Annotated in this window: 17 protein-coding genes and 1 pseudogene; 4 read left to right on the forward strand and 14 right to left on the reverse strand. The window is 71.1% G+C overall.

What is annotated here, in order from left to right; all coding sequences use genetic code 11:
* Window positions 1–2: 2 nt before the first annotated feature.
* From ACZ7OH_RS15565 to ACZ7OH_RS15605, 9 genes are all read right to left on the reverse strand, one after another.
* Window positions 3–743 (reverse strand): amino acid ABC transporter ATP-binding protein, encoded by a 741-nt coding sequence (locus ACZ7OH_RS15565; RefSeq protein ID WP_470281391.1) that lies wholly within the window; start codon window positions 741–743, stop codon window positions 3–5.
* Entirely contained in the window at window positions 740–1,492 is a 753-nt protein-coding gene (locus ACZ7OH_RS15570; protein ID WP_470281392.1) for an amino acid ABC transporter permease, read from the reverse strand. The genes ACZ7OH_RS15565 and ACZ7OH_RS15570 overlap by 4 nt, the downstream gene beginning before the upstream one ends.
* On the reverse strand, window positions 1,493–2,314 hold the full coding sequence (locus ACZ7OH_RS15575) for a substrate-binding periplasmic protein (RefSeq protein ID WP_470281393.1): 822 nt from the start codon (window positions 2,312–2,314) through the stop codon (window positions 1,493–1,495).
* 120 nt (window positions 2,315–2,434) lie between these two features.
* Window positions 2,435–3,862 carry an adenylosuccinate lyase gene (gene purB / locus ACZ7OH_RS15580; protein ID WP_470281394.1) on the reverse strand — a complete coding sequence of 476 codons (1,428 nt, stop codon included), beginning with the start codon at window positions 3,860–3,862 and terminating at the stop codon, window positions 2,435–2,437.
* Between the two features lie 22 nt (window positions 3,863–3,884).
* A complete protein-coding gene (locus ACZ7OH_RS15585) occupies window positions 3,885–5,216 on the reverse strand; it encodes an N-acetylmuramoyl-L-alanine amidase (protein WP_470281395.1) in 1,332 nt (443 codons plus the stop codon).
* Window positions 5,213–6,064 carry a DUF4380 domain-containing protein gene (locus tag ACZ7OH_RS15590; RefSeq protein ID WP_470281396.1) on the reverse strand — a complete coding sequence of 284 codons (852 nt, stop codon included), beginning with the start codon at window positions 6,062–6,064 and terminating at the stop codon, window positions 5,213–5,215. Before ACZ7OH_RS15590 ends, ACZ7OH_RS15585 begins: the two co-directional genes overlap by 4 nt.
* Window positions 6,058–7,203 (reverse strand): galactonate dehydratase, encoded by a 1,146-nt coding sequence (gene dgoD / locus ACZ7OH_RS15595; RefSeq protein ID WP_470281397.1) that lies wholly within the window; start codon window positions 7,201–7,203, stop codon window positions 6,058–6,060. The genes ACZ7OH_RS15590 and dgoD overlap by 7 nt, the downstream gene beginning before the upstream one ends.
* Before the next feature lie 13 nt (window positions 7,204–7,216).
* Window positions 7,217–7,900 (reverse strand): SDR family NAD(P)-dependent oxidoreductase, encoded by a 684-nt coding sequence (locus ACZ7OH_RS15600; RefSeq protein WP_470281398.1) that lies wholly within the window; start codon window positions 7,898–7,900, stop codon window positions 7,217–7,219.
* Between the two features lie 14 nt (window positions 7,901–7,914).
* Window positions 7,915–9,954 carry a DUF8189 domain-containing protein gene (locus ACZ7OH_RS15605; protein ID WP_470281399.1) on the reverse strand — a complete coding sequence of 680 codons (2,040 nt, stop codon included), beginning with the start codon at window positions 9,952–9,954 and terminating at the stop codon, window positions 7,915–7,917.
* 113 nt (window positions 9,955–10,067) lie between these two features.
* Here ACZ7OH_RS15605 and ACZ7OH_RS15610 point away from each other — a divergent pair, with 113 nt between their 5' ends.
* Both ACZ7OH_RS15610 and ACZ7OH_RS15615 read left to right on the forward strand, forming a co-directional pair.
* Window positions 10,068–10,685 carry a bifunctional 4-hydroxy-2-oxoglutarate aldolase/2-dehydro-3-deoxy-phosphogluconate aldolase gene (locus tag ACZ7OH_RS15610; protein WP_470281400.1) on the forward strand — a complete coding sequence of 206 codons (618 nt, stop codon included), beginning with the start codon at window positions 10,068–10,070 and terminating at the stop codon, window positions 10,683–10,685.
* Window positions 10,678–11,682, forward strand: a complete 1,005-nt coding sequence (locus ACZ7OH_RS15615) for a lactonase family protein (protein ID WP_470281401.1) — start codon at window positions 10,678–10,680, stop codon at window positions 11,680–11,682. Before ACZ7OH_RS15610 ends, ACZ7OH_RS15615 begins: the two co-directional genes overlap by 8 nt.
* On the opposite strand, the gene ACZ7OH_RS15620 is transcribed toward ACZ7OH_RS15615, so the two are convergent.
* Complete coding sequence (locus ACZ7OH_RS15620) at window positions 11,671–12,294, reverse strand: hypothetical protein (RefSeq protein ID WP_470281402.1); 624 nt, start codon at window positions 12,292–12,294, stop codon at window positions 11,671–11,673. The genes ACZ7OH_RS15615 and ACZ7OH_RS15620 overlap by 12 nt on opposite strands.
* Window positions 12,295–12,399: 105 nt before the next feature.
* On the opposite strand from ACZ7OH_RS15620, the pseudogene ACZ7OH_RS15625 reads away from it, so the two are divergent.
* Window positions 12,400–13,546 (forward strand): annotated as a pseudogene (locus ACZ7OH_RS15625) (glycosyltransferase).
* Here the strand turns inward: ACZ7OH_RS15625 and ACZ7OH_RS15630 are convergent.
* Genes ACZ7OH_RS15630 through ACZ7OH_RS15645 form a run of 4 tightly spaced genes read right to left on the reverse strand, consistent with a single transcriptional unit; the run spans window position 13,529 to window position 18,573 of the window.
* A complete protein-coding gene (locus ACZ7OH_RS15630; RefSeq protein ID WP_470281403.1) occupies window positions 13,529–15,541 on the reverse strand; it encodes an alpha-galactosidase in 2,013 nt (670 codons plus the stop codon). The pseudogene ACZ7OH_RS15625 and the gene ACZ7OH_RS15630 sit on opposite strands and share 18 nt — an antisense overlap.
* Window positions 15,538–16,359, reverse strand: a complete 822-nt coding sequence (locus ACZ7OH_RS15635; protein ID WP_400896826.1) for a carbohydrate ABC transporter permease — start codon at window positions 16,357–16,359, stop codon at window positions 15,538–15,540. The genes ACZ7OH_RS15630 and ACZ7OH_RS15635 overlap by 4 nt, the downstream gene beginning before the upstream one ends.
* Window positions 16,356–17,273, reverse strand: coding sequence for a carbohydrate ABC transporter permease (locus ACZ7OH_RS15640; RefSeq protein WP_470281404.1), 918 nt, complete (start codon window positions 17,271–17,273; stop codon window positions 16,356–16,358). The genes ACZ7OH_RS15635 and ACZ7OH_RS15640 overlap by 4 nt, the downstream gene beginning before the upstream one ends.
* A gap of 1 nt (window position 17,274) precedes the next feature.
* A complete protein-coding gene (locus ACZ7OH_RS15645; RefSeq protein WP_470281405.1) occupies window positions 17,275–18,573 on the reverse strand; it encodes an ABC transporter substrate-binding protein in 1,299 nt (432 codons plus the stop codon).
* Between the two features lie 157 nt (window positions 18,574–18,730).
* Here ACZ7OH_RS15645 and ACZ7OH_RS15650 point away from each other — a divergent pair, with 157 nt between their 5' ends.
* The gene (locus ACZ7OH_RS15650; protein WP_400896832.1) at window positions 18,731–19,441 is read left to right on the forward strand and encodes a FadR/GntR family transcriptional regulator; all 711 of its coding nucleotides are present in this window, start codon (window positions 18,731–18,733) and stop codon (window positions 19,439–19,441) included.
* Window positions 19,442–19,444 lie beyond the last annotated feature (3 nt).

The raw sequence follows: 19,444 nt of genomic DNA on the forward strand, positions 1-19,444 counted from the left end.
TTTCAGAGGACCTGTGACAGGAATCGCCGCAGGCGGGGGCTCTGCGGGTCGTCGAAGACCTGCGCCGGCGGGCCCTGCTCGACGATGCGGCCCGCGTCCATGAACGCGACCTCGTCGGCCACGCTCCGCGCGAAGCCCATCTCGTGCGTGACCACGATCAGCGTGAGACCCCGCGACGCGAGCCCGGCCATGAGGTCCAGCACGCCCTTGACCAGCTCGGGGTCGAGGGCGCTGGTGGCCTCGTCGAAGAGCATCACCTCGGGGTCCATCGCCAGCGCCCGCGCGATCGCGACGCGCTGCTGCTGACCGCCGGACAACGCGCTCGGGCGGTACGGCGCCTTGTCCGCGAGGCCGACGTCGGCGAGCCGGGCCCGCGCGATCTCCGCCGCCTCCTCCTTGCCCAGCTTCTTGACGCTGCGCAGCGGCAGCACGATGTTGTCCAGCACGCTCCGGTGGCCGAAGAGGTTGAAGTGCTGGAACACCATGCCGACGCGCTGGCGCAGCGCGTCCGGGTCGGCGCGGACCACGGACTCGCCGTCGAGCAGCAGGTCGCCGGAATCGGGCTCCTGCAGCCGGTTCACGCACCGCAGCAGCGTCGACTTGCCGGACCCGGACGGCCCGATCACGCACGTCGTCTGGCCGCGTTCGACGCGCAAGTCCACGCCGCGCAGGACTTCCAGCGTCCCGAACCGGACGTGGACGTCCCGCAGTTCCACACTGGACGATCGCACCGCCGTCGTCACGAGCCGGCCTTTCCGCTGGAGACGAGATCCGGCTCCGGTTCGGCCGCGCGCACCTCGCGGCCGGTCCGGAGCGTCTTGTCGATGTGGTTCACCAGGTGCGTCAGCGGCACGGTGATCACCAGGTAGACGAACCCGGCGGCGACCAGCGGCGACAGGTTGCCGGTGGTGGCCGCGAGGTCCTGCCCGATGCGGAACAGCTCGCGCTGCTCGGACAGCAGGCCGAGGAAGTACACCAGGCTGGAGTCCTTGACCAGCGCGATGAACTGGTTCACCAGCGCGGGCAGCACGCGCCGGACGCCCTGCGGGATGACCACCAGCAGCATGGCCTTGCCGTAGCTCATCCCGAGCGCGCGGCTCGCCTCCGGCTGTCCGTTGTCGACACTCTGGATGCCGGACCGGAAGATCTCGCCGATGTAGGCGGCCGCGATCAGGCTGAGCGCCAGGATGCCGAGCGGGTACGGGTTGGTGCCGACGACGTCCCGCGCGAGCGTGCCGAGGCCCTGGCCGATCACGAGGATCGTCAGGATCGCCGGCAGGCCGCGGAAGATGTCCGTGTAGATCCGCGCCGGCCAGCGCAGCCAGACCTTGGTGGACAGGCCCATGACCGCCAGCACCATGCCGAACACGATGCCGATCAGCCCGGACGTGAGCGCCAGGATGAGCGTGTTGAGCAGGCCCGTCTTCAGTAGGTCGGGGAAGACCTGCCAGATGTACTCCCAGTTGAGGAAGGTGTCGAGGAACTGGTCCATCTACTGCGCCGGCAGGTTCTTGACGGGCAGGCCCGGGCCACCCTGCTGCAATTCCTTGGACAGCGGCGTCGTCCGGTAGAACTGCGCGTAGATGCGGGCGACCGTGCCGTCGGCGACGGCCTTCGCGAGCCCGTCGTTCAGCTTGTTCAGCAGGTCCGCGTTCTTCTTCGCCACCGCGAACGCCGACGGGGTGTCCTTGTCCTCGACGGTGTAGCCGAGCTCCAGCGGAACCGCGGGGTTCTGGTCCAGGTACTTCTGCCCGATGTCCTGCGGGACGACCCAGCCGTCGAGCGTGCCGTTCTTCAGCTGCGCGAAACCCGCGTTGTAGTCCGGGAACCGGACGACCTGCGCGCCGGCGGTCTTGCCCGCGAACTCGTCCTGCACCGAACCCTGGACGACGCCGAGCCGCTTGCCCGCGAACGCCGCCGGGTCCTTCAGGTTCGCGCCCTTGGCGGTCACGATCGTGGTGAAGCCGGTGTTGTAGCCGTTGGAGAACGCGACCGTCTTCTTGCGCGCCTCGGTGCTCGAGATCGTCGAGCTGCCGATGTCGAACTTGCCGTTCGCCACGCCCGCCAGCAGGCCGGCGAACTCCGTACCGACGAACTCGACCTCGAAGCCCTCACGCTTGGCGATGTCGCGCAGCAACTCGTTGTCGTAGCCGGTGAACCGGCCGTTCTCCAGGTAGATCGACGGCGGGGCGTCGCTCAGGGTCCCGACGCGCAAGGTGGTGGTCGAACCACTGTCCGAGCCGCACGCGGCGAGGGTCAGCGCCAGCGCGCCCGAGGTGACGAACGCGGCGATCTTCGACAGCGTGGATCTCATCGCTTCTTCCATGGGTGAGCGCGCGCGGGTAGCGCGCGAAGAACACGGGGTCAGCGATGGAGATTAGGGATTTGGCCCGTTCGTGGGGATTCGTTCCAATCCGTGGACGGGTGCGTCAGCTCACAGGATCGGCTGCGGCGCGTAGCCCGCGGCTTCCGGGAACCGTTCCAGCACCCGCGCCACGCGCTCGGCCACCTGCTCGACCTGACGGCCCGCCGTGCCGGTGAAGGAAATCCGGTCGGCGAGGAGTTTGTCCAGCTCACCGCGGTCGAGCGGAATGCGCTCGTCGGCGGCGAAGCGGTCGAGGAGGTCGTTCTCGGCGCGGCCTTCGCGCATTTCGAGCGCGACGGCGACGGCGTTCTCCTTGATGGCTTCGTGGGCCGTCTCACGCCCGACGCCGGCGCGGACCGAGGCCATCAGCACCTTCGTCGTGGTGAGGAACGGCAGATAGCGATCCAGCTCACGCTCGATCACCGCCGGGAAGGCGCCGAATTCCGAAAGGACCGTGAGGAACGTCTCCAGCAGGCCGTCGAGCGCGAAGAACGCGTCCGGCAGCGCGACCCGGCGGACGACGGAGTCCGAGACGTCGCCCTCGTTCCACTGGTCGCCGGCCAGCTCGCCGATCATCGACAGGTAGCCGCGCAGCACGACGGCGAGGCCGTTCACGCGTTCGCACGAGCGGGTGTTCATCTTGTGCGGCATGGCGGACGAGCCGACCTGGCCGGGCTTGAAGCCCTCGGTGACCAGCTCGTGGCCCGCCATCAGCCGGATCGTCTTGGCCAGGCTCGACGGCGCCGCCGCGAGCTGGACCACAGTGGACAGCACGTCGAAGTCGAGCGAGCGCGGGTACACCTGGCCGACGCTGACGAACCGCCGGTTGAAGCCCAGGTGCTGCATCACGCGGTCTTCGAGCTGGTCCAAAGTGGACTCGTCGCCGAGCAGGTCGAGCATGTCCTGCGCGGTGCCGACCGGGCCCTTGATGCCGCGCAGCGGGTAGCGCTCGATCAGGTTGTCGAGCCGCTCGAAGGCGACGAGCAGCTCGTCGGCCGCGGTGGCGAACCGCTTGCCGAGGGTGGTGGCCTGCGCGGCGACGTTGTGCGAGCGGCCGGCCATGACGGTGTCGGCGTGCTCGACGGCGAGGGCGGCCAGCCGCGCGAGCACGGCGGCGACGCGGGTGCGCATCAGCTCCAGCGAGCGGAGCAGCTGCAGCTGCTCGACGTTCTCGGTGAGGTCGCGCGAGGTCATGCCCTTGTGGACGTGCTCCTGGCCGGCGAGGTCGCTGAACTCCTCGATCCGCGCCTTGACGTCGTGGCGGGTGACGCGCTCGCGAGCGGCGATCGACTCCAGCCGCACGTCCTCCAGGACGCGCTGGTAGTCCTCGACGACGCCGTCGGGGACGTCGACGCCGAGGTCCTTCTGCGCCTGGAGGACGGCGATCCAGAGCTGCCGCTCGAGGACGACCTTCCGCTCCGGCGACCAGAGCGAGACCAGCTCCGCCGAGGCGTAGCGGGCGGCGAGCACGTTCGGAATGCGGGGCTTGTCCGTCACGCCCTCACGATACCTGCGCAGGTCAGCAGGGTTGCACGTCGGACGCCTTCACGTAGACCAGCCGGTGGTTGTAGGAGAGCTGGAGGTACTTCGTCGCGCCGGTGACCAGCGTGTGGTTGGCCGGCACGTCCGCCGGGTCGAAGCGCGCGTAGTAGTTCTCCGCCCGGAACTCGCCGGTCACGACGTAGCTCTGGCCCGCGGGCAGCGTCCACGGGATGGGGCCGACCGTCCAGATCGGGTCGAACGGGATCTCGGCCGGGTACTCGGACTGCTCGGGGAACGCGCGCCCGTACAGCGGCACCGACGTGGCCGCGGTCACGCGCTTGGCGCGAGCTGGCACGGTCGCGCGGTGGCCGGGGTTCTCGAACCACGCCTTCTGCCCGCCGTACCAGATCGCCGTCCAGTCGCCTTGCTCACCGGCGAGCGCGTACGACCGGCCCGCGACCGCCTTGTCGCTCCAGTCGTCGATCGCCGTCGTGCCCGCCGAGCCGTCCGGGTGCACGACGGGGTCGGTGCTCAGCGGGGACGCCGCGTCCGGCGCGGTGTGCAGGTAGACGAAGTTCGCGCCGTGCGGCGGCAGCGTCGTGCAGGGAGTGCTCGCGCAGTCGGTCAGCTCCGGCTGGTTGGTCGCGAAGTCCGGGTGGATCGTGACGACCGGGCTGTCCGCGGGACCGGTCGGCTTGGTCGGCGCACCGAGCAGGTCCATGTAGTGGTTCCAGTCCCAGTACGGGCCCGGGTCCCAGTGCGCGGCGGCGAAGTTCGCCGTGCGCTCGCGGGAGATGTCCTCGTGGCCGAGGATGTGCTGCCGGTCCAGCGGGATGTGGTACTTCGCCGCCAGGTACTTCACCAGGTTCGCCGAGGCCTGGTACATCTGCTCGGTGTACCAGGTGCCGCCCTGCTTGGCGATGCCCTCGTGCTCGATGCCGATCGAGTGCTCGTTCATCGTCCAGTTGCCGGCGTGCCAGGCGACGTCCCGCGTCGGCGCCATCTGCGTCACCTGGCCGTCGGAGGAGCGGATCACGTAGTGCGCGCTCGACCCGCTCGACGGCTTCTGGAAGGTGGCGATGGCCTGGTCGTACGGGCTGGCCGTGCTGCTCGGCAGGCTTTCGGTGTCGTGGATGACGATGTACTCGATCCGCTGGCCGTCGGCCGGCCGGTTCGCCGGGTCGTAGTTCCCGTAGTTGTTCGGGTCGCCGTGGTCGGTGCTCGACCAGTCGTAGGCGGCCGGCACGAACCGGCAGTCGAGGTTCGCCGGGCACTCCGGCGCTTCCTGCGCGTGGGCGGTGACGGGGACGGCGGCGGTGACGGCCAGCGCGAACACCGCGGCGGTCAGGCTTCGGACGGTGAAGGTCACACACCATCTTCCCGGACCGCGGCACGAATCAACAACCGGGTCTTCGCGCCGGGTTCGAGAGTCGTCAGTGGCCCGAGGACCTCCAGCTCGACGATCCGCGCGGGCGGGTCCAGGTCCCCGAGCGCCGCCAGGGGCTCGGGAAGCGGGTGCTCCAGCCAGATTTCCAGCGGCGAGCCTTCGTCGGGGTACTCGCCGGCCGGGTCGACGTCGAAGCTCAGCGTCAACGGGCCGTACGTCACCCAGCCCGCCGTGCCCGGCACGCCCAGCTTGCCGACGACGTCCTGCGCCGGCACGACCAGCCGGTCACCGTCCACTGTGTACTCGGGCGTGCCGGTGCCCGAGACCAGTGCGACGACGTCCGGCCGCCGCAGCCCCGCCGTGATCGAGCCGCCGCCGGGGAACTGCGTCACGTTCCACAGGGCCCACCGCACCGGCCGTGCAGAGGTGTTCTCCGCGGTCAGCCGCAGTTCGTATCCGTCGTCGAGGATCGTGATCGCGCGCGTGAACCGCAGGCCGGTGCGCTGGTCCGGCGCGCTGGTCATGGTGACCGTGTCGCCGTCGACGACCGCGGTGTACGGCCCCGAGTCGAGGACCGGGTCGGGCGGGCCGGGCCACTGGTCCGGTCCGGCCCAGCCCTGCGGCGCGGGCCACGTCTTGTCGCCGCCGTAGTTGACCCAGTCGCCCATCCGCCCGGCGTTGGGCGCGTACTCGCCGCGCAGGTCGTCGTCGAGCAGTTCGGCGTTGCGCCACAACAGTTCCGCGCCGCGGTACCGCACCGACAGCAGCCGGCCGCCGAGCTCCGGCACGAGCCCGAGCCGCAGGTCGCCGCGGTCGAGCCAGGTCACCATTCGGCGAGGCCGCCGTCGTCGTGCCGCCAGACCGGCGAGCGCCAGGTGTGCCCGACCTCGTCCGCGCGCCGGACGGCCTCTTCGTCGACCTCGATGCCGAGCCCGGGGCCCAGCGGGCGGGCCGCGTAGCCGTCCCGGAACGCGAAGATCGACGGGTCCGCGAGGTACGCGTGCTCGTGGCCCTCGTGGTAGTGCATGCCGACGCTTTGTTCCTGGATCAGGAAGTTCGGCGTCGCGAACGCGACCTGCAGCGACGCGGCGAGCGAGATCGGGCCGAGCGGGCAGTGGGGGGCGAGCGAAGCGCCGTAGATCTCGGCGAGCGCGCCGATCCGCCGCAGTTCGGAGATGCCGCCGGCGTGCGACGGGTCGGGCTGGACGACCGCGACGCCCGCGTCGAGCACCGGCTTGAACTCCCAGCGCGAGTAGAGCCGTTCGCCGAGCGCGATCGGCACGGTCGACGCCTCGACGATCGACCGCAGCGCGTCGCCTTGGGTCTCCGGCAGGATCGGCTCCTCGACGAACATCGGCTGGACGTCCTCCAGCAACCGGACCAGCCGCCGCGCCATCGCGGGCGAGACGCGGCCGTGGAAGTCGATCGCGAGGTCGCGGTGCGGGCCGAGGACCTCCCGCGCTTCCCACGCGCGCGCCACCGCGGCTTCGGCCTCGGCGGGGGACGCGATCGCGGCCAGCGGGCCGGCGACGTTCATCTTCACCGCCGTGAACCCGGCCTCGACCTGCGCGGACACGGCTTCGCGGATCCCGGCCGGCCGGTCGCCGCCGACCCAGCTGTAGACGCGGACGCGGTCGCGCACGGGGCCGCCGAGCAGCTCGTGCACCGGCGCGTCGCGGACCTTGCCGGCGATGTCCCACAGCGCGTGGTCGTAGCCGGCGAGCGCGCTGGAGAGCACCGGGCCGCCGCGGTAGAAGCCGCCGCGGCGCAGCACCTGCCAGTGGTCCTCGATGCGCAGCGGGTCCTGGCCGATCAGCAGCTCGGACAGCTCGTGCACGGCCGCGCGCACGGTCTCCGCGCGGCCTTCGACCACGGGCTCGCCCCAGCCGCAGACGCCCTCGTCCGTGCTGACCTTGAGGAACAGCCAGCGCGGCGCGACCAGAAACGTTTCAACCCCGGTGATCTTCACCCGTGTCCCCCATCTACGCGGAATCCTTGGCGGCGGACCAGCCGCCGTCGACGGTCAGCTCGGCCCCGGTGACGAACGAGGCCGCGTCCGAGAGCAGGAAGGCGATCACGTTCGCCACCTCCGCGGGGTCGCCGAGGCGGCCCGCCGGCGTCGCGCGAGCGCTGCGTTCGCGGTCTTCCGGCGAGATGCGGTTCCAGGCTTCGGTGAGCACCGGTCCCGGCAGGACGGAGTTGACCCGCACGTCCGGGGCGTATTCGACGGCCAGCTGCCGGGCCAGCGCGACCAGCGCCCCCTTGCTGGCGGCGTACGCGGGGTGACCCGGCAGCCCGAAGTGCGCGTGCACCGAGGAGACCAGCACGACCGCGCCGCGCCGCTCCCGCAGCGACGGCAGGCAGGCCTTCAGGGCGAGGTACGTGCCGGTCAGGTTGACGTCGAGCTGGCGCTGCCACTCGGCGCGGTCGATCTTGTGCAGGGGCCCGGTGCTCGGCACATAGGCGTTGCTGACCAGGGCGTCGACCTCGCCGATGTCCGTCCAGGTGGTCTCGTCGCTGACGCTGCCGCGGATCGGGACGACGCCGTGGGGGAGTTCAGCGATGTCCACGCCCAGCACGCGGTAGCCGTCGTCGAGCAGCTTCCGGGCCGTCGCCAGCCCGATCCCGGACGCCGCTCCGGTCACCACCGCCGTGCGCGTGGACATCGCCTTCTCCGTTTCTAGAACTTCGCTACGTGGACATGGTCGTCCGGCCCGCGGGCGGCGAACCACAGCGACGCGCCGTCGGACGCGGCGCCGAGGGTTCCCACGATGCTCCCGCTCGGGTACTCCGGCCGTTTGAACCAGCCCGCCCAGGTGCCCGACCAGTCGTTGGCCCACAGCGTGTAGTCGCTCGCGGACGCGGTGAGCGCGACCTTCGTCCCGACCGCGACCAGCGTCGGGCTGCTGCTGACCGTGCCGCCGATGGACGTCCAGTCCGACCACGCGTCACCGGTCTTGGTACGGACCCGGACGCTGTCGTCGGCGGTGCGGACCGCGACGACCGTGCCACTGGTCGACGTCGCCGCGCCGGGACGGCCGTAGATCGGCCGGCCGCCGGGTGCGCCGAGACCGGACCACTGACCAGCGCTGGTCCGCTGCCAGACCTGGCCGTCGCCACCCCGGACGAAGACCGTTCCGTCGGTGGTCACGGACGGCGAGTCGGTGAGCGTGCCGCCGAGCCGCTTCCAGTCGCCCCACTGCGTCGAGTAAGTGCGCTGGTAGAGGACGTTGTCGAGGCCGCGGACGTACACGTCGATCTTGCCCTCGGAAGCGACCGCGGCGGGCTGGCCGAGGAACTTGCCGCCGACCTGACGGGCCCCGTCGAGGCCGTTCTGCTGGAGGTTCCCGGCGGGGTCGCGGAAGAACGTCACGGTCTTGCCGCCGGTGCGGACGACCGCCGGGCTGGCGGACGCGGGACCGCCGACGTCGTCGCCGGGGACGAGGTCGGTGCCGTGCAGGCGCAGGAACGCGGTGCCGTGCGCGGGCACGGTGACCGTGTACTCGCCGACGGCGCTGCCGCGGTCGGCACGCGCGCGGAGGTCGCGAATGGACACCCGGCCGGTGAGTCCGGCGTCGGCGAACTTCACCGTCATCTGGGTCGGCGTTTCACCGCGGTTGAGCAGCACGACGGCCCGGTCGCCCCGCTGGGAGAGGACCTTGCTGTAGGTGTCGGTGCTGCCGTTCGTCGCGACGCGGACGCCCTGGGTGCCGAGGCGGTCCTGGTTGACGCCGACGATCTCGGGGTTCTTCAGCGTGCTGAGCATCGACGCGGGGAGCGTGCGCGGGTCGGAGCCGAGGATGAGCGGGGAGGCCATCTCCGCCCACATGACGAACTGGGTGGTCGACTCCTCCTCGTTCAGCTCGTAGGTGCCCTGCTCGGTCTTGCGCATCGGGATGAGGTAGTCGGGGTCGTTGTAGTGCCCCGGCCCGTTGGCCTCGGGATGGGCGGCGTTGGCGTCCATGTTGCGCAGGACGTCTTTCCAGATGCCCTCGTACGGCGTGCCGAACGCGATGTCGGTGCTGGTGCGCCAGGAGTCGGCGACGAGCGGGCCGTAGGTGTAGGCGATACCGGCGACCTGGTCCGGACCGTGCGGGACGCCCCACTCGTCGGTGACCGGGTTGCAGATGTTGAGCACCATCGGGCGGCCCGCCTTGGCGAGGGCCTGGCTGAACTGCGTGAACGCCTCGGCGGGCTTGAGGTTCTGGGCGATGCCGCAGAGGAAGTCGACCTTGACGGCGTCGAACTTCCAGCTCGCGAACCGCTTGGTGTCCTGCTCGTAGTAGCCGCCGGAGCCGGCCGCGCAGTTCTTGCCATCGGAAGCGCCCGCGTCGGTGTAGATGCCGGCCTCGAGGCCCTTGCCGTGCAGGTAGCTGACCAAAGTGGACAGTCCACTCGGGAACTTCGCGCTGTCCTCGTGGAGGTTTCCCTGCGCGTCCCGCGGATCGGGCGCGGTCCAGCCGCCGTCGATCCAGACGTAGCGGTAGCCGGCGTCGCGCAGGCCGCTGGAGACGAGGAAGTCCGCGACGGACTTGACCGACGCCTCGCTCGGGGCGCCGAGGCCGTAGTAGGTGTTCCAGCCCATGTAGGGGGTCTTCGCGACCCCGCTGCCGTAGTAGTCGGGAGCGCCTTGGTCCACGGCCGCCTGGGCGGGGATCGCCGTGGTCGCGAGCGCCGCCACGGCTGTGGCGACCACCGCGAGTGATCTCTTGAGGAGCATGTGCCGGACGCCTTTCTCCGGTGAACTGCGAGCCGGGGAGCAGCATGCCGGGGAGCGTCGGCACCCGTCAAGAATAAATCCTAAATTAAGATTTCACGGGGTATGCTCGGCCGATGAGCTACCGGTGGGAGATCACAGCGAACGTCCTGCGCCAAGGCGTCATCGGCATCGTGCGCACCCACGACGCCGAGTCGGCGGTCTCCGCCGCCCGCGCCGCCCTCGAAGCCGGGCTGCGGTCGGTCGAACTGCCGCTCACCAACCCCGGCGCGCTCGACGCCATCTCCGGCTTGGCCGCCGCCTACCCGGACGCGACCATCGGCGCCGGCACCGTGCTCGACGAGGCCTCCGCCGTACTCGCCCTCCGCGCCGGCGCGCGGTTCCTCGTCTCGCCGTCGGTGGACGCCGCCGTCATCCGCACCGCTCACCGGTACGGAGCTGCCGCCCTGCCCGGGGCCGGCTCCGTCACCGAAATCGTGCGCGCGCTCGAGGAAGGTGCCGACGCCGTCAAGGTTTTCCCCGCCTCCGCGCTCAGCCCCTCGTGGGTCAAGGACGTCCGGGCCGCGCTCCCGCAGGCACCGCTCGTGCCCACCGGCGGCATCGGGCCCGCGGACGTGCCAGGCTGGCTGGCAGCGGGCGCGGTGGCGTGCGGGGTCGGCTCGGCGCTGACCCGCGGCACCACCGCGGACATCTCCGCCCGGGTCGAGACGCTGTTGAGGAGCGCGCATGGCTGAGCTGGTCTTCGTCGGGTGCTACACCGGGGAAGCGGGGAACGGCACGGGGATCACGACGTTCTCCCGCTCCGCGACCGGCTCGTTGACGGAAGTGGCGTCGCTGGCGCTGGAGTCGCCGTCGTGGCTGACGCGGCACCCGTCGCTGCCGGTGCTGTACGCGGTGAACGAGACCGCCACCGGCGAGGTCACGGCGCTCTCCATCGACGGCTCGGGCAAGTTGTCGGTGCTGGGCACGGCCGAGACGGGCGGCGCGCACCCGTGCCACCTCGCGGTGACGCCGGACGGCCGGTTCCTCCTGTGCGCCAACTACACCGGCGGCAGCCTGGCCGTGTTCTCGCTGTCGCCGTCGGGCTCCATCGAGGCTCGGACCGCGTTGGTCCAGCACGAAGGCAGCGGCCCCCGCACCGACCGCCAGGAAGCGGCGCACGTGCACATGGCCGTCCCTTCGGCCGACGGGACCGTGGTGAGCGCCGTCGACCTCGGCACGGACGAGATCCGCAGCTACACACTGTCTTCCGCCGGTTCTGTCGAACTGCTGGCCGTCTCGGCGCTCCCACCGGGTACGGGCCCGCGGCAGCTGGTCCGCCGGCCGGGCACGGACCTCGCGTACGTGGTCGGCGAGCTGGCCGGAACCGTCGTGACGGTCCGGGAGACCTCGCCGGGCGCGTTCGAGGTGGTCGCTTCCACGCCGTCGACGCTGTCTTCGGTGACGCCGAACCTGGTGGCGCACCTGGAGCTGACCGGCACGCGCATGTACGTGTCGAACCGCGGCCCGGACTGCGTGACGGAGTTCGCCCTCGACGAGGCGGCCGCGGTGGCCGACCAGCCGTGCGGGGCGAACCCGCGGCACTTCGCACTGGTGGACGGCACGTGCTACGTCGCGGCGCAGTCGGAGGACGCCATCACGGCGTTCACGCTGACGGCGTCCGGAGAGGCGGAGCTGAAGTACTACCCGACGGGCTCGCCGACCTTCGTGCTGCCGGTGTCACTGCCCTGAGCCGCACTCGGCGGGAAGCAGGAAGTCACCGGCTTCCACGACCGCACCGAGCACGCGGACGTCGCCGTCCTCCAAGCGGATGGTGACCGGTTCGGCGGCGCCGTGCAGTTCGGCACGCCGATCGCCGGGTGGGAGCTCGCCCCGCAGGGTGCCGAACGCGACCGTGTCGACGCCGTCGGCCAGGACTTCCCGGACGTCGAACCGCCAGTGCCGGTCCGCCTCCCGCCTGAGTGCGGGCCACGCGGTGAGCGCGGCCCGGCGGGCGTGGACGTGGCCTGCGACCGCGCAGCAGACGGGAACCGCGGCCACGCGCCGGTAGCCGGCGGCCGGCGCGAGCTCCATGGCGCTGGTCAGCAGGTCCGCGGCGATCACCCGGACGATCGGGTGCCCGCGTTCGACGATGTCCAGCAGGGTGGGCGCCGCGAAGGCCGCCGCGGGGTAGACCGTGCCGCTGTGCTCGTGGAGGAGTCCCGTGTTGTGCAGCACCGAACTGGGGGCCGAAGCTTCGAGCACCGAGGTGGCCGCGGCCAGCTCACGCAACGCGCGTCCGACGCCGTCCGGCTCGTACCAGCCCGCCGGCCCGGGAACGGCGTGCCAGTCCACTGCGGACACCCGGCCTCCCTCGTACTCAACGTATAGCGCAACCCCGGGCTTGCGGCAAGACCCCGTGCGTCGCGCAGAATCGGCGCACTGGTCAACGATCTGGGGGTTTGCGCGATGCGTGTTCTGCTGTCCACCTACGGCTCCCGCGGCGACGTCGAGCCGCTGGCGGCGTTCGCGGTGCGGCTGCGGGAGCTGGGCGCCGAGGTGAAGGTGTGCGCGCCGCCGGATGAGGACTTCGTGCGGCGGCTGGCCGCTGTCGATGTGCCGCTGGTGCCGATCGGGCCGTCGGCGCGCGAGCTGACGAAGGCCGCGCCGACCCCGAAAGGCCTGCCGGCGCGGGCCGCGGAGCTGATCGCGGCCCAGTTCGACGTCATGCCGGCGGCCGCCGCGGACTGCGACGTGCTGGTGGCCACCGGGGTGATGCCGACCGCGGCCGGGGCGCGGTCGGTCGCCGAGCTGGCCGGGATCCCGTCGCACTACGTGGCGATGCAGAAGCTGTCGCTGCCGTCGCCGCACCACGCGCCGCTCGCCCACCCGGGCCGGCCGCACCCGGCGGGCGTCACCGGCAACCGGGCGCTCTGGGAGCTCGACCGCGAAAGCATGAACGCGCTGTTCGGGCCGGGCCTGAACGCGAGCCGGGCCGCGCACGGCCTGCCCGCCGTCGACGACGTCCGCGAGCTGGTCGTCGGCAAGCGGCCGTGGCTGGCGACCGACCCGGTCCTCGACCCGTGGGAACCGAGCGACGGCCTCGACGTCGTCCAGACCGGCGCGTGGATCGTGCCGGACGAGCGGCCGCTGCCGGACGACCTGGCGGCGTTCCTGGCCGACGCCGAACCGCCGGTCTACGTCGGGTTCGGGAGCATGCCGATGCACGCGGCGGCGGACGTGGCCGAGGTGGCCGTCGCGGCGGTGCGGGCGCACGGCCGCCGCCTGGTGCTCAAGCGCGGCTGGGCGGGCCTGACCGTCGACGGCGACGACGTCTTCCTCGTCGACGAGGTCAACCACCAGGCGCTGTTCCCGAGGACGGCGGCGGTCGTGCACCACGGCGGCGCCGGGACCACGACGACGGCCGTGCGCTCCGGCCCGGGTCGCGGCACTGGGCGCCGGCGTGGCCCACGACGGTCCGGCGCCGACGGTGGACTCCCTGACGGCGGCCCTCGGGGCGGCGCTGGCCGTGAAGGACCGCGCCGCCGAAGTGGCGGCGCTCGTCAGCACCGATGGCACCGTGGCGGCCGCGAAGCTGCTACTCGATCCGGCGTAGGACGACGACGTCCGCGTCGTGGGTCGCGGTCCAGTCGAAGGGGAGACCCGCGTACTTCAGGTGGGCCCCTGAATACCGGGTTCCGCTTTCGTCCACATAGGACGAATCCGGGCGGACGTCGAGCCGCACGCGCGACGAGCGTCCCGGCACGAGCGGCGCGCCCGTCAGCTCGCCGGTGTTCCACGCCAGCACCACCACGGTGTCGCCGTCTTCCGAGGTGTACTGGGTCGCGCCCGCCAGGACCCGGGCGACACCGTGGTGGACGACGTCCCGGATCGACTTGTACACGGCCACCAGCGAAGCCGCCTCCGCGTGCTGCTCGGGCGTCCACTTCGCAAGGTCCGCGCCGATCCCCAGCACCCCGGCCATCGCCGTGACGAACCGGAACCGCAGCGAGCGCGGCCGCGGGTCGAAGACGCCCGGGGAGTCCGTCACCCACGAACTCATCAGGTGCGGGGCGTGCATCAGGAGGAACCCGTCCTGGATCGCGAGCCGGTCCAGCGGTCCCGTGTTGTCGCTCGGCCAGACGACGTCGGTGCGCGCGACCGTCGCCAGGTCGGTCCGGCCGCCGCCGCCCGCGCACGCCTCAATCGTCACGTGCGGGTGGGCGGCGCGCAGGTGGTCCAGCACCGACAGGTACCCGGCGACGTGCTCGGCGTCCAGGTCCGCGTCCGGCGAACCCGGGCGGCCGCGTTCGGTGGGCGGCCGGTTCATGTCCCACTTGAGGTACGAGATCGGGTAGGCCGTCAGCAGTGAGTCCAAAGTGGACTTCACGAACGAGACGACTTCGGGGAGGCCCAGGTCCAGCAGGAGCTGGTTGCGGATCAGCGTCGACGGGCGGCCGTCGATCCGGTACACCCAGTCCGGGTGCTCGGCGTACAGCCGCGACTTCGGGCTGACGGCTTCCGGCTCGACCCAGAGCCCGAACTCCAGGCCCAGTTCCCGCACCGAATCGACGAAGTCGCCGAATCTCGGATCCGCCGCCGTCCAGTCACCGAGGCCGCCGGTGTCGTCGTCGCGGCCGGTGAACCAGCCGTCGTCGACCACGAACAGCTCGACGCCGAGGTCGGCCGCGCGCTTCGCCAGCTCCAGCTGGTGCTCGCTCCGGACGTCGAAGCCGGTTGCTTCCCACGAGTTGTAGAGCACCGGACGCGGGCGCCGCCACCGCGGACCCGCCAGCACGCGGTCGTAGTCGTGCCACACGGACGCCAGTCCGGCGAGTCCGTCCACACTGGACGCCAGAGCGACCGCCGGAGTAACCAGCGAAGCACCCGGTTCCAGCAGCACCGGACCCGGCGACGGCAGCCGCCCGGCCCGCACGCGCGTCAGCCCGGAAGGCTCGACGTCCGCCTCGATCGACCACGAACCCGGCCATTCCAGCGAAACGCCCCAGGCCGGCCCACCGGAGGAGTCCTGCACCGCCAGCCACGGCACGTGCGCGTGCCCCGGGACGCCGAACCGGCTCTCCATCCGGAACCCGCCCGCGGGCAGGTCCAGCGTGCGCCGCGTGAACTCCTGCGACCACTGGCCGGTCAGATACGTCAGTCGGGCGCCCGAAACCGTCGGCACGCACACGGCCGCCGAGCCCAGCCGGTCGAACTCCAACGTCGCCGAGCCCGTGTTCTCGAACTCGACCCACCGGGTCAGGACATCCGTGTCGGGCACCGGCCGGTAGCACACCACCGCGCGCAGCCCGGCGACTTCGTCCACAAAGGTCACTCGCAGGTCATCGCCCGGCGACGCCGAGTCGAACCGCCACCACGAACCACCGCGCACCGAGACGTCCGCACCGGAGAACGGGCGCAGGCCCAGCGGGGCGTACTCGACCGGGGCCGCGTCGGCGTCGGTGATGAAGTGCACCGCACCCGCGTTCGCGAACACCGACGGTCCGTCTTCGATCCCGTGTGGACCCCAGGCCACCAGCTCGAGCCAGCGCTCGGTGGGGTCCAGGGCCACGGTGTACGAAGTGGACTTCAGGGACACGGTCCACGTCACTTGATCGCCCCGATCGCCAAGCCCGAGATGAAGTGCTTCTGGAACCGCAGGAACACGGCCACGGTCGGCACGGCCGCGATGACCGACCCCGCCGCGATCACGTTCCAGTTGGACACGTACTGCCCCTGGAGGCCGAGCAGTGCCGGCGTCACCGGCATCACCGTCCCGGTGCGCAGCACGGTGATCGACCACAGCAGGTCGTTGAACGTCCAGGTGAACGCCAGCGCGCCGAGCGCCGCCAGCGCCGGGCGGGTCATCGGCAGGATGATCCGCCAGAAGATCTGCGCGACGCCGGCGCCGTCGATCAGCGCCGCCTGCTGGATCTCACCCGGGATCGACCGCATGAACCCCTGCAGCACGAACGTGTAGAAGCCGAGCCCGAACCCGACCTGCACGACGATCAGCGCGGTCAGCGTGTCGTAGATGCCCAGCAGCTCGGCCAGCTTCGCCACCGGCACGAGCAGGATCTGCGGCGGCAGCAGGTTCCCGGCCAGCATCACCAGGATGATCGTGCGGCGGAACGGGAGCTCGTACCGGCTCAGCGCGAACGCCGCCGCCGAGCTGAGCAGCAGCGCGAGCAGCACGGTCGGGATCGTCACGAGCAGGCTGTTGAGCATCGCGTGCCCGCCGCCGCCCTCGCCCCACGCCTGCCCGAAGCCGTCGAGGCTGAACGACGCGGGCAGCGCGCCGAGGCCGTTCGACGCGATGTCCGAAAAGGACCGGACGCTCGTCGTCAGCACCAGCAGGATCGGCAGCAGCCATAGCACGGACAACCCGCCCGCGAGCAGGTGGAACCCGAAGGTCCGCGTACTCCTCACGAGTCCTCCCGGAACGCGCGCACGAGGTAGGTCACGATCACGCCGAACGCCAGCACGAAGATCACCACGGCCAGCGCGGACGCGTAGCCGAGCCGCAGCGACTGGAACGCCGTCGCGTACATGTACGTGCTGAGCAGCTCGGACGAGTGGTACGGCCCGCCCTTCGTCATCGACCACACGACGTCGAACGACCGCAGCGAGTCGATGATGATCACCGAGAGGACGACGGAGTTGACGCTGCGCAGCTGCGGCCACGTCACGTTGCGGAACTGCTGCCACGCCGTGGCACCGTCCAATTTGGCCGCTTCGTACAGCACCGGGTCGATCCCCTTGAGCCCGGCCAGGTACAGCACCATCACGTAGCCGAGCTGGCGCCACAACGCGGGGACGAGCACCGCGTACAGCGCCGTCTTCGGGTCGGCCAGCCAGGCGTGCTGCCAGCTGCCGAGCCCGATCGCGCCGAGCACCTTGTTGAAGACGCCGTCCGGCTGGTAGATCACCTGCCAGATCAGCGACGTCGCGACCAGCGAGAACACCACCGGCGTGAACAGCGCGGCCCGGTAGAACCCGACGCCTTTTCTTTCGCGTTGCAGCAACGTCGCCAGCGCGAGCCCGCCGACGGCCGAGAGGCCGCCGAAGAGCACGAGCCAGATCACCGTGTCGAGCGCGGCGGTCTTGAAGATGTCGTCGGAGAACATCTCGGCGAAGTTCCGCAAACCCACGAACGTGGGCGCGGAGACGCCGTCCCAGTTCGTCAGCGCCAGGTAGAAGCCCTGCAACGCCGGCCAGAACACCCAGAACCCCTCGACGACGAGGGGTACCAGGACGAACGCCAGCAGCACCGGCGAGATCCGGCGACGGCGCTTGGGGGCCCGCGCCGCGGTCTTCGGCCGTTCGGCGGTCAGCACCGCCATGTCAGGACTGCCAGACCTTCTGCGCGGCGGTCTGCCAGTCGCTCAGGATCGAGTCGAGCTCGTTCGGCTTCTGGATGAACCGGATCAACGCGGCGTCGGCGGTCGGCTGCAGCGCGTCGGAGGAGTCGCGGTTGAAGAACTGCGTGATCTCCTTGGCGTCCGCGAGCATCTTGCGTCCTTTTTGGACCAGCGGCGTGCCGTTGTCCTTCGCCTTCGGGTTGGCCGGCAGGACCGTGCCGGAGGAGTTCTTGATGTAGAGCTCCTGCGCCTCGGCCGTCGCGACGTACTTGAACCACTCCTTGACCTCGGCGACGTGTGGGGTGCGCGCGCTGGCGAAGAAGCCGTCGGTCGGACCCTCCTCGGCGACCGGCACGGCCGGGTCCAGGATCGGGAACTGGAAGAAGTCGAGGTCGTCGAGCGCGTCCTTCGGGGCGGCGTCGGCGAAGAACGTGCCGGTCAGGACCATGCCGGTGCGGCCCTGCAGCAGCACGGTGGTCGCGTCCTGGAACGCGATCGCGGTGCCGTTCGGGTCGAAGTACGGCAGGGCCTGGCGCCACGGGTCGAAGATCTTCTTGACGCGCGGGTCGTCGAAGCGCTGCTTGCCGGCCAGCAGCTCGCGGTGGAAGGGCGCGCCGTTGATCCGGATGTTCAGGTAGTCGAACCAGGCCGACGCGGTCCACGGCGTGTTGCCGCCCGCGCCGAGCCCGATCGGGGCGATTCCCTTGCCCTTCAACGTTTCGCAGAGCGCGAGGAACTCGGTCCAGTTCGTCGGCGGCTGCACGCCCCACTTCGCGAAGTTGGACTTCCGGTAGAAGAAGCCCCACCAGTAGTAGGACGTCGGGACGAAGACCTGGTGGCCGGCGCCGTCGCCGGAGAGCGCGCGGAACGCGGGGCTGTAGTCGCCCATGGTCTGCCAGACGTCGCCGACGTCGAGGAGCAGGCCCTTGCGCGCGTAGCCGGACAACAGCGAACCCGGGTACCACGTGTAGGTGTCGGGCGGGGTGGCCGCGGTCAGGTAGCTGGGCAGCTGGGTGCGGAAGGTCTCCGACGCGACGGTGTTGACGGTCGCCGTCGCGCCGCCCTTCGCGCCGAACGCCTGAGCCAGCGCTTCGATCGCCTTCTTCGCCTCGGGCGAGGACAGGTTCGACTGGACGGTGACTGCGCCGGCGGCCTGCTTGACCGGGCCGGAGTTCGCGGAGGTGGCGCAGGCGGCGAGGAAGCTGGACGACCCGATCGCGCCCAGGCCGGCCAGGCCGGCGTTGCGCAGGAAACGACGGCGGGACAGGCCTGCACTCGTCATGTCGTGACCCCTTTGTCTTGGTGCCCGCTCGGGCGTGACTGCTGCCAAAGAGTGCAACCGGGCGCCGCCGGTGTCAAGATGTATTCATAATTTATGACGACTTCGGTCGCAGCGTAGGATCGCCCGACCACGAACCACCAGTCGAGAGGGCCCTCCATTGACCGAACACCGGCCACGCGGGCTGCACGGCCAGACCGTGGAGGCACTGGCCAGCCGGATCCTCTCCGACGAGTGGGGCGAGGGCACCGTCCTGGACCTGCCGGCGCTGCGCGAAGAGCTCGACATCAGCCTGACCGCGCTGCGCGAGGCGCTGAAGGTGCTGGCCGCGAAGGGGATGATCGACGCGCGGCAGAAGCGCGGCACGTTCGTCCAGCCGCGCGAGAAGTGGAACATGCTCGACGCCGACGTCATGCGCTGGCAGACCGCGGCCGCCGACGACCCCGGCCTGCTCGACGAGCTGACCGAGGTCCGCACGGTCGTCGAGCCCGCGGCGGCGCGGATCGCCGCCGAACGCGCGTCGGAGGAAGACCTCGAGTCGCTGCGGGAGGCGCTGGCCGACATGGCCGCTGCGGGCGACGACGCCGAGGCGAGCGTCCAGGCCGACCTGGCCTTCCACCGGCGGCTGATGACGGCCACGCACAACAACTTCCTGATGCGGATGGAACGGGTCATCGCGATCGGGCTGGCCGAGCGCGACAAGCTCGTGCACGGGGCATCGGCGGCGGAGGACCCGGTGCCGAGCCACCGCAAGGTGTTCGACGCGATCGTCGCGGGCGACCCGACGGCGGCCGAGCAGGCGATGCTCGCGCTCGTCACGAAGTCCCGCGACGACCTGGCGAAGGCTCAGCGCAAACCTGCACGAGGGTAATTC

The organism is Amycolatopsis sp. NPDC114478, from assembly GCF_055633805.1.

Bases quoted from the DNA above. Each gene is read 5' to 3' on its own strand.
- ACZ7OH_RS15570 (WP_470281392.1), bottom strand. From the start codon at position 1,492: ATGGACCAGTTCCTCGACACCTTCCTCAACTGGGAGTACATCTGGCAG.
- ACZ7OH_RS15575 (WP_470281393.1), bottom strand. From the start codon at position 2,314: ATGAGATCCACGCTGTCGAAGATCGCCGCGTTCGTCACCTCGGGCGCG.
- ACZ7OH_RS15590 (WP_470281396.1), bottom strand. From the start codon at position 6,064: ATGGTGACCTGGCTCGACCGCGGCGACCTGCGGCTCGGGCTCGTGCCG.
- ACZ7OH_RS15600 (WP_470281398.1), bottom strand. From the start codon at position 7,900: ATGTCCACGCGCACGGCGGTGGTGACCGGAGCGGCGTCCGGGATCGGG.
- ACZ7OH_RS15605 (WP_470281399.1), bottom strand. From the start codon at position 9,954: ATGCTCCTCAAGAGATCACTCGCGGTGGTCGCCACAGCCGTGGCGGCG.
- ACZ7OH_RS15610 (WP_470281400.1), top strand. From the start codon at position 10,068: ATGAGCTACCGGTGGGAGATCACAGCGAACGTCCTGCGCCAAGGCGTC.
- ACZ7OH_RS15615 (WP_470281401.1), top strand. From the start codon at position 10,678: ATGGCTGAGCTGGTCTTCGTCGGGTGCTACACCGGGGAAGCGGGGAAC.
- ACZ7OH_RS15640 (WP_470281404.1), bottom strand. From the start codon at position 17,273: ATGGCGGTGCTGACCGCCGAACGGCCGAAGACCGCGGCGCGGGCCCCC.
- ACZ7OH_RS15645 (WP_470281405.1), bottom strand. From the start codon at position 18,573: ATGACGAGTGCAGGCCTGTCCCGCCGTCGTTTCCTGCGCAACGCCGGC.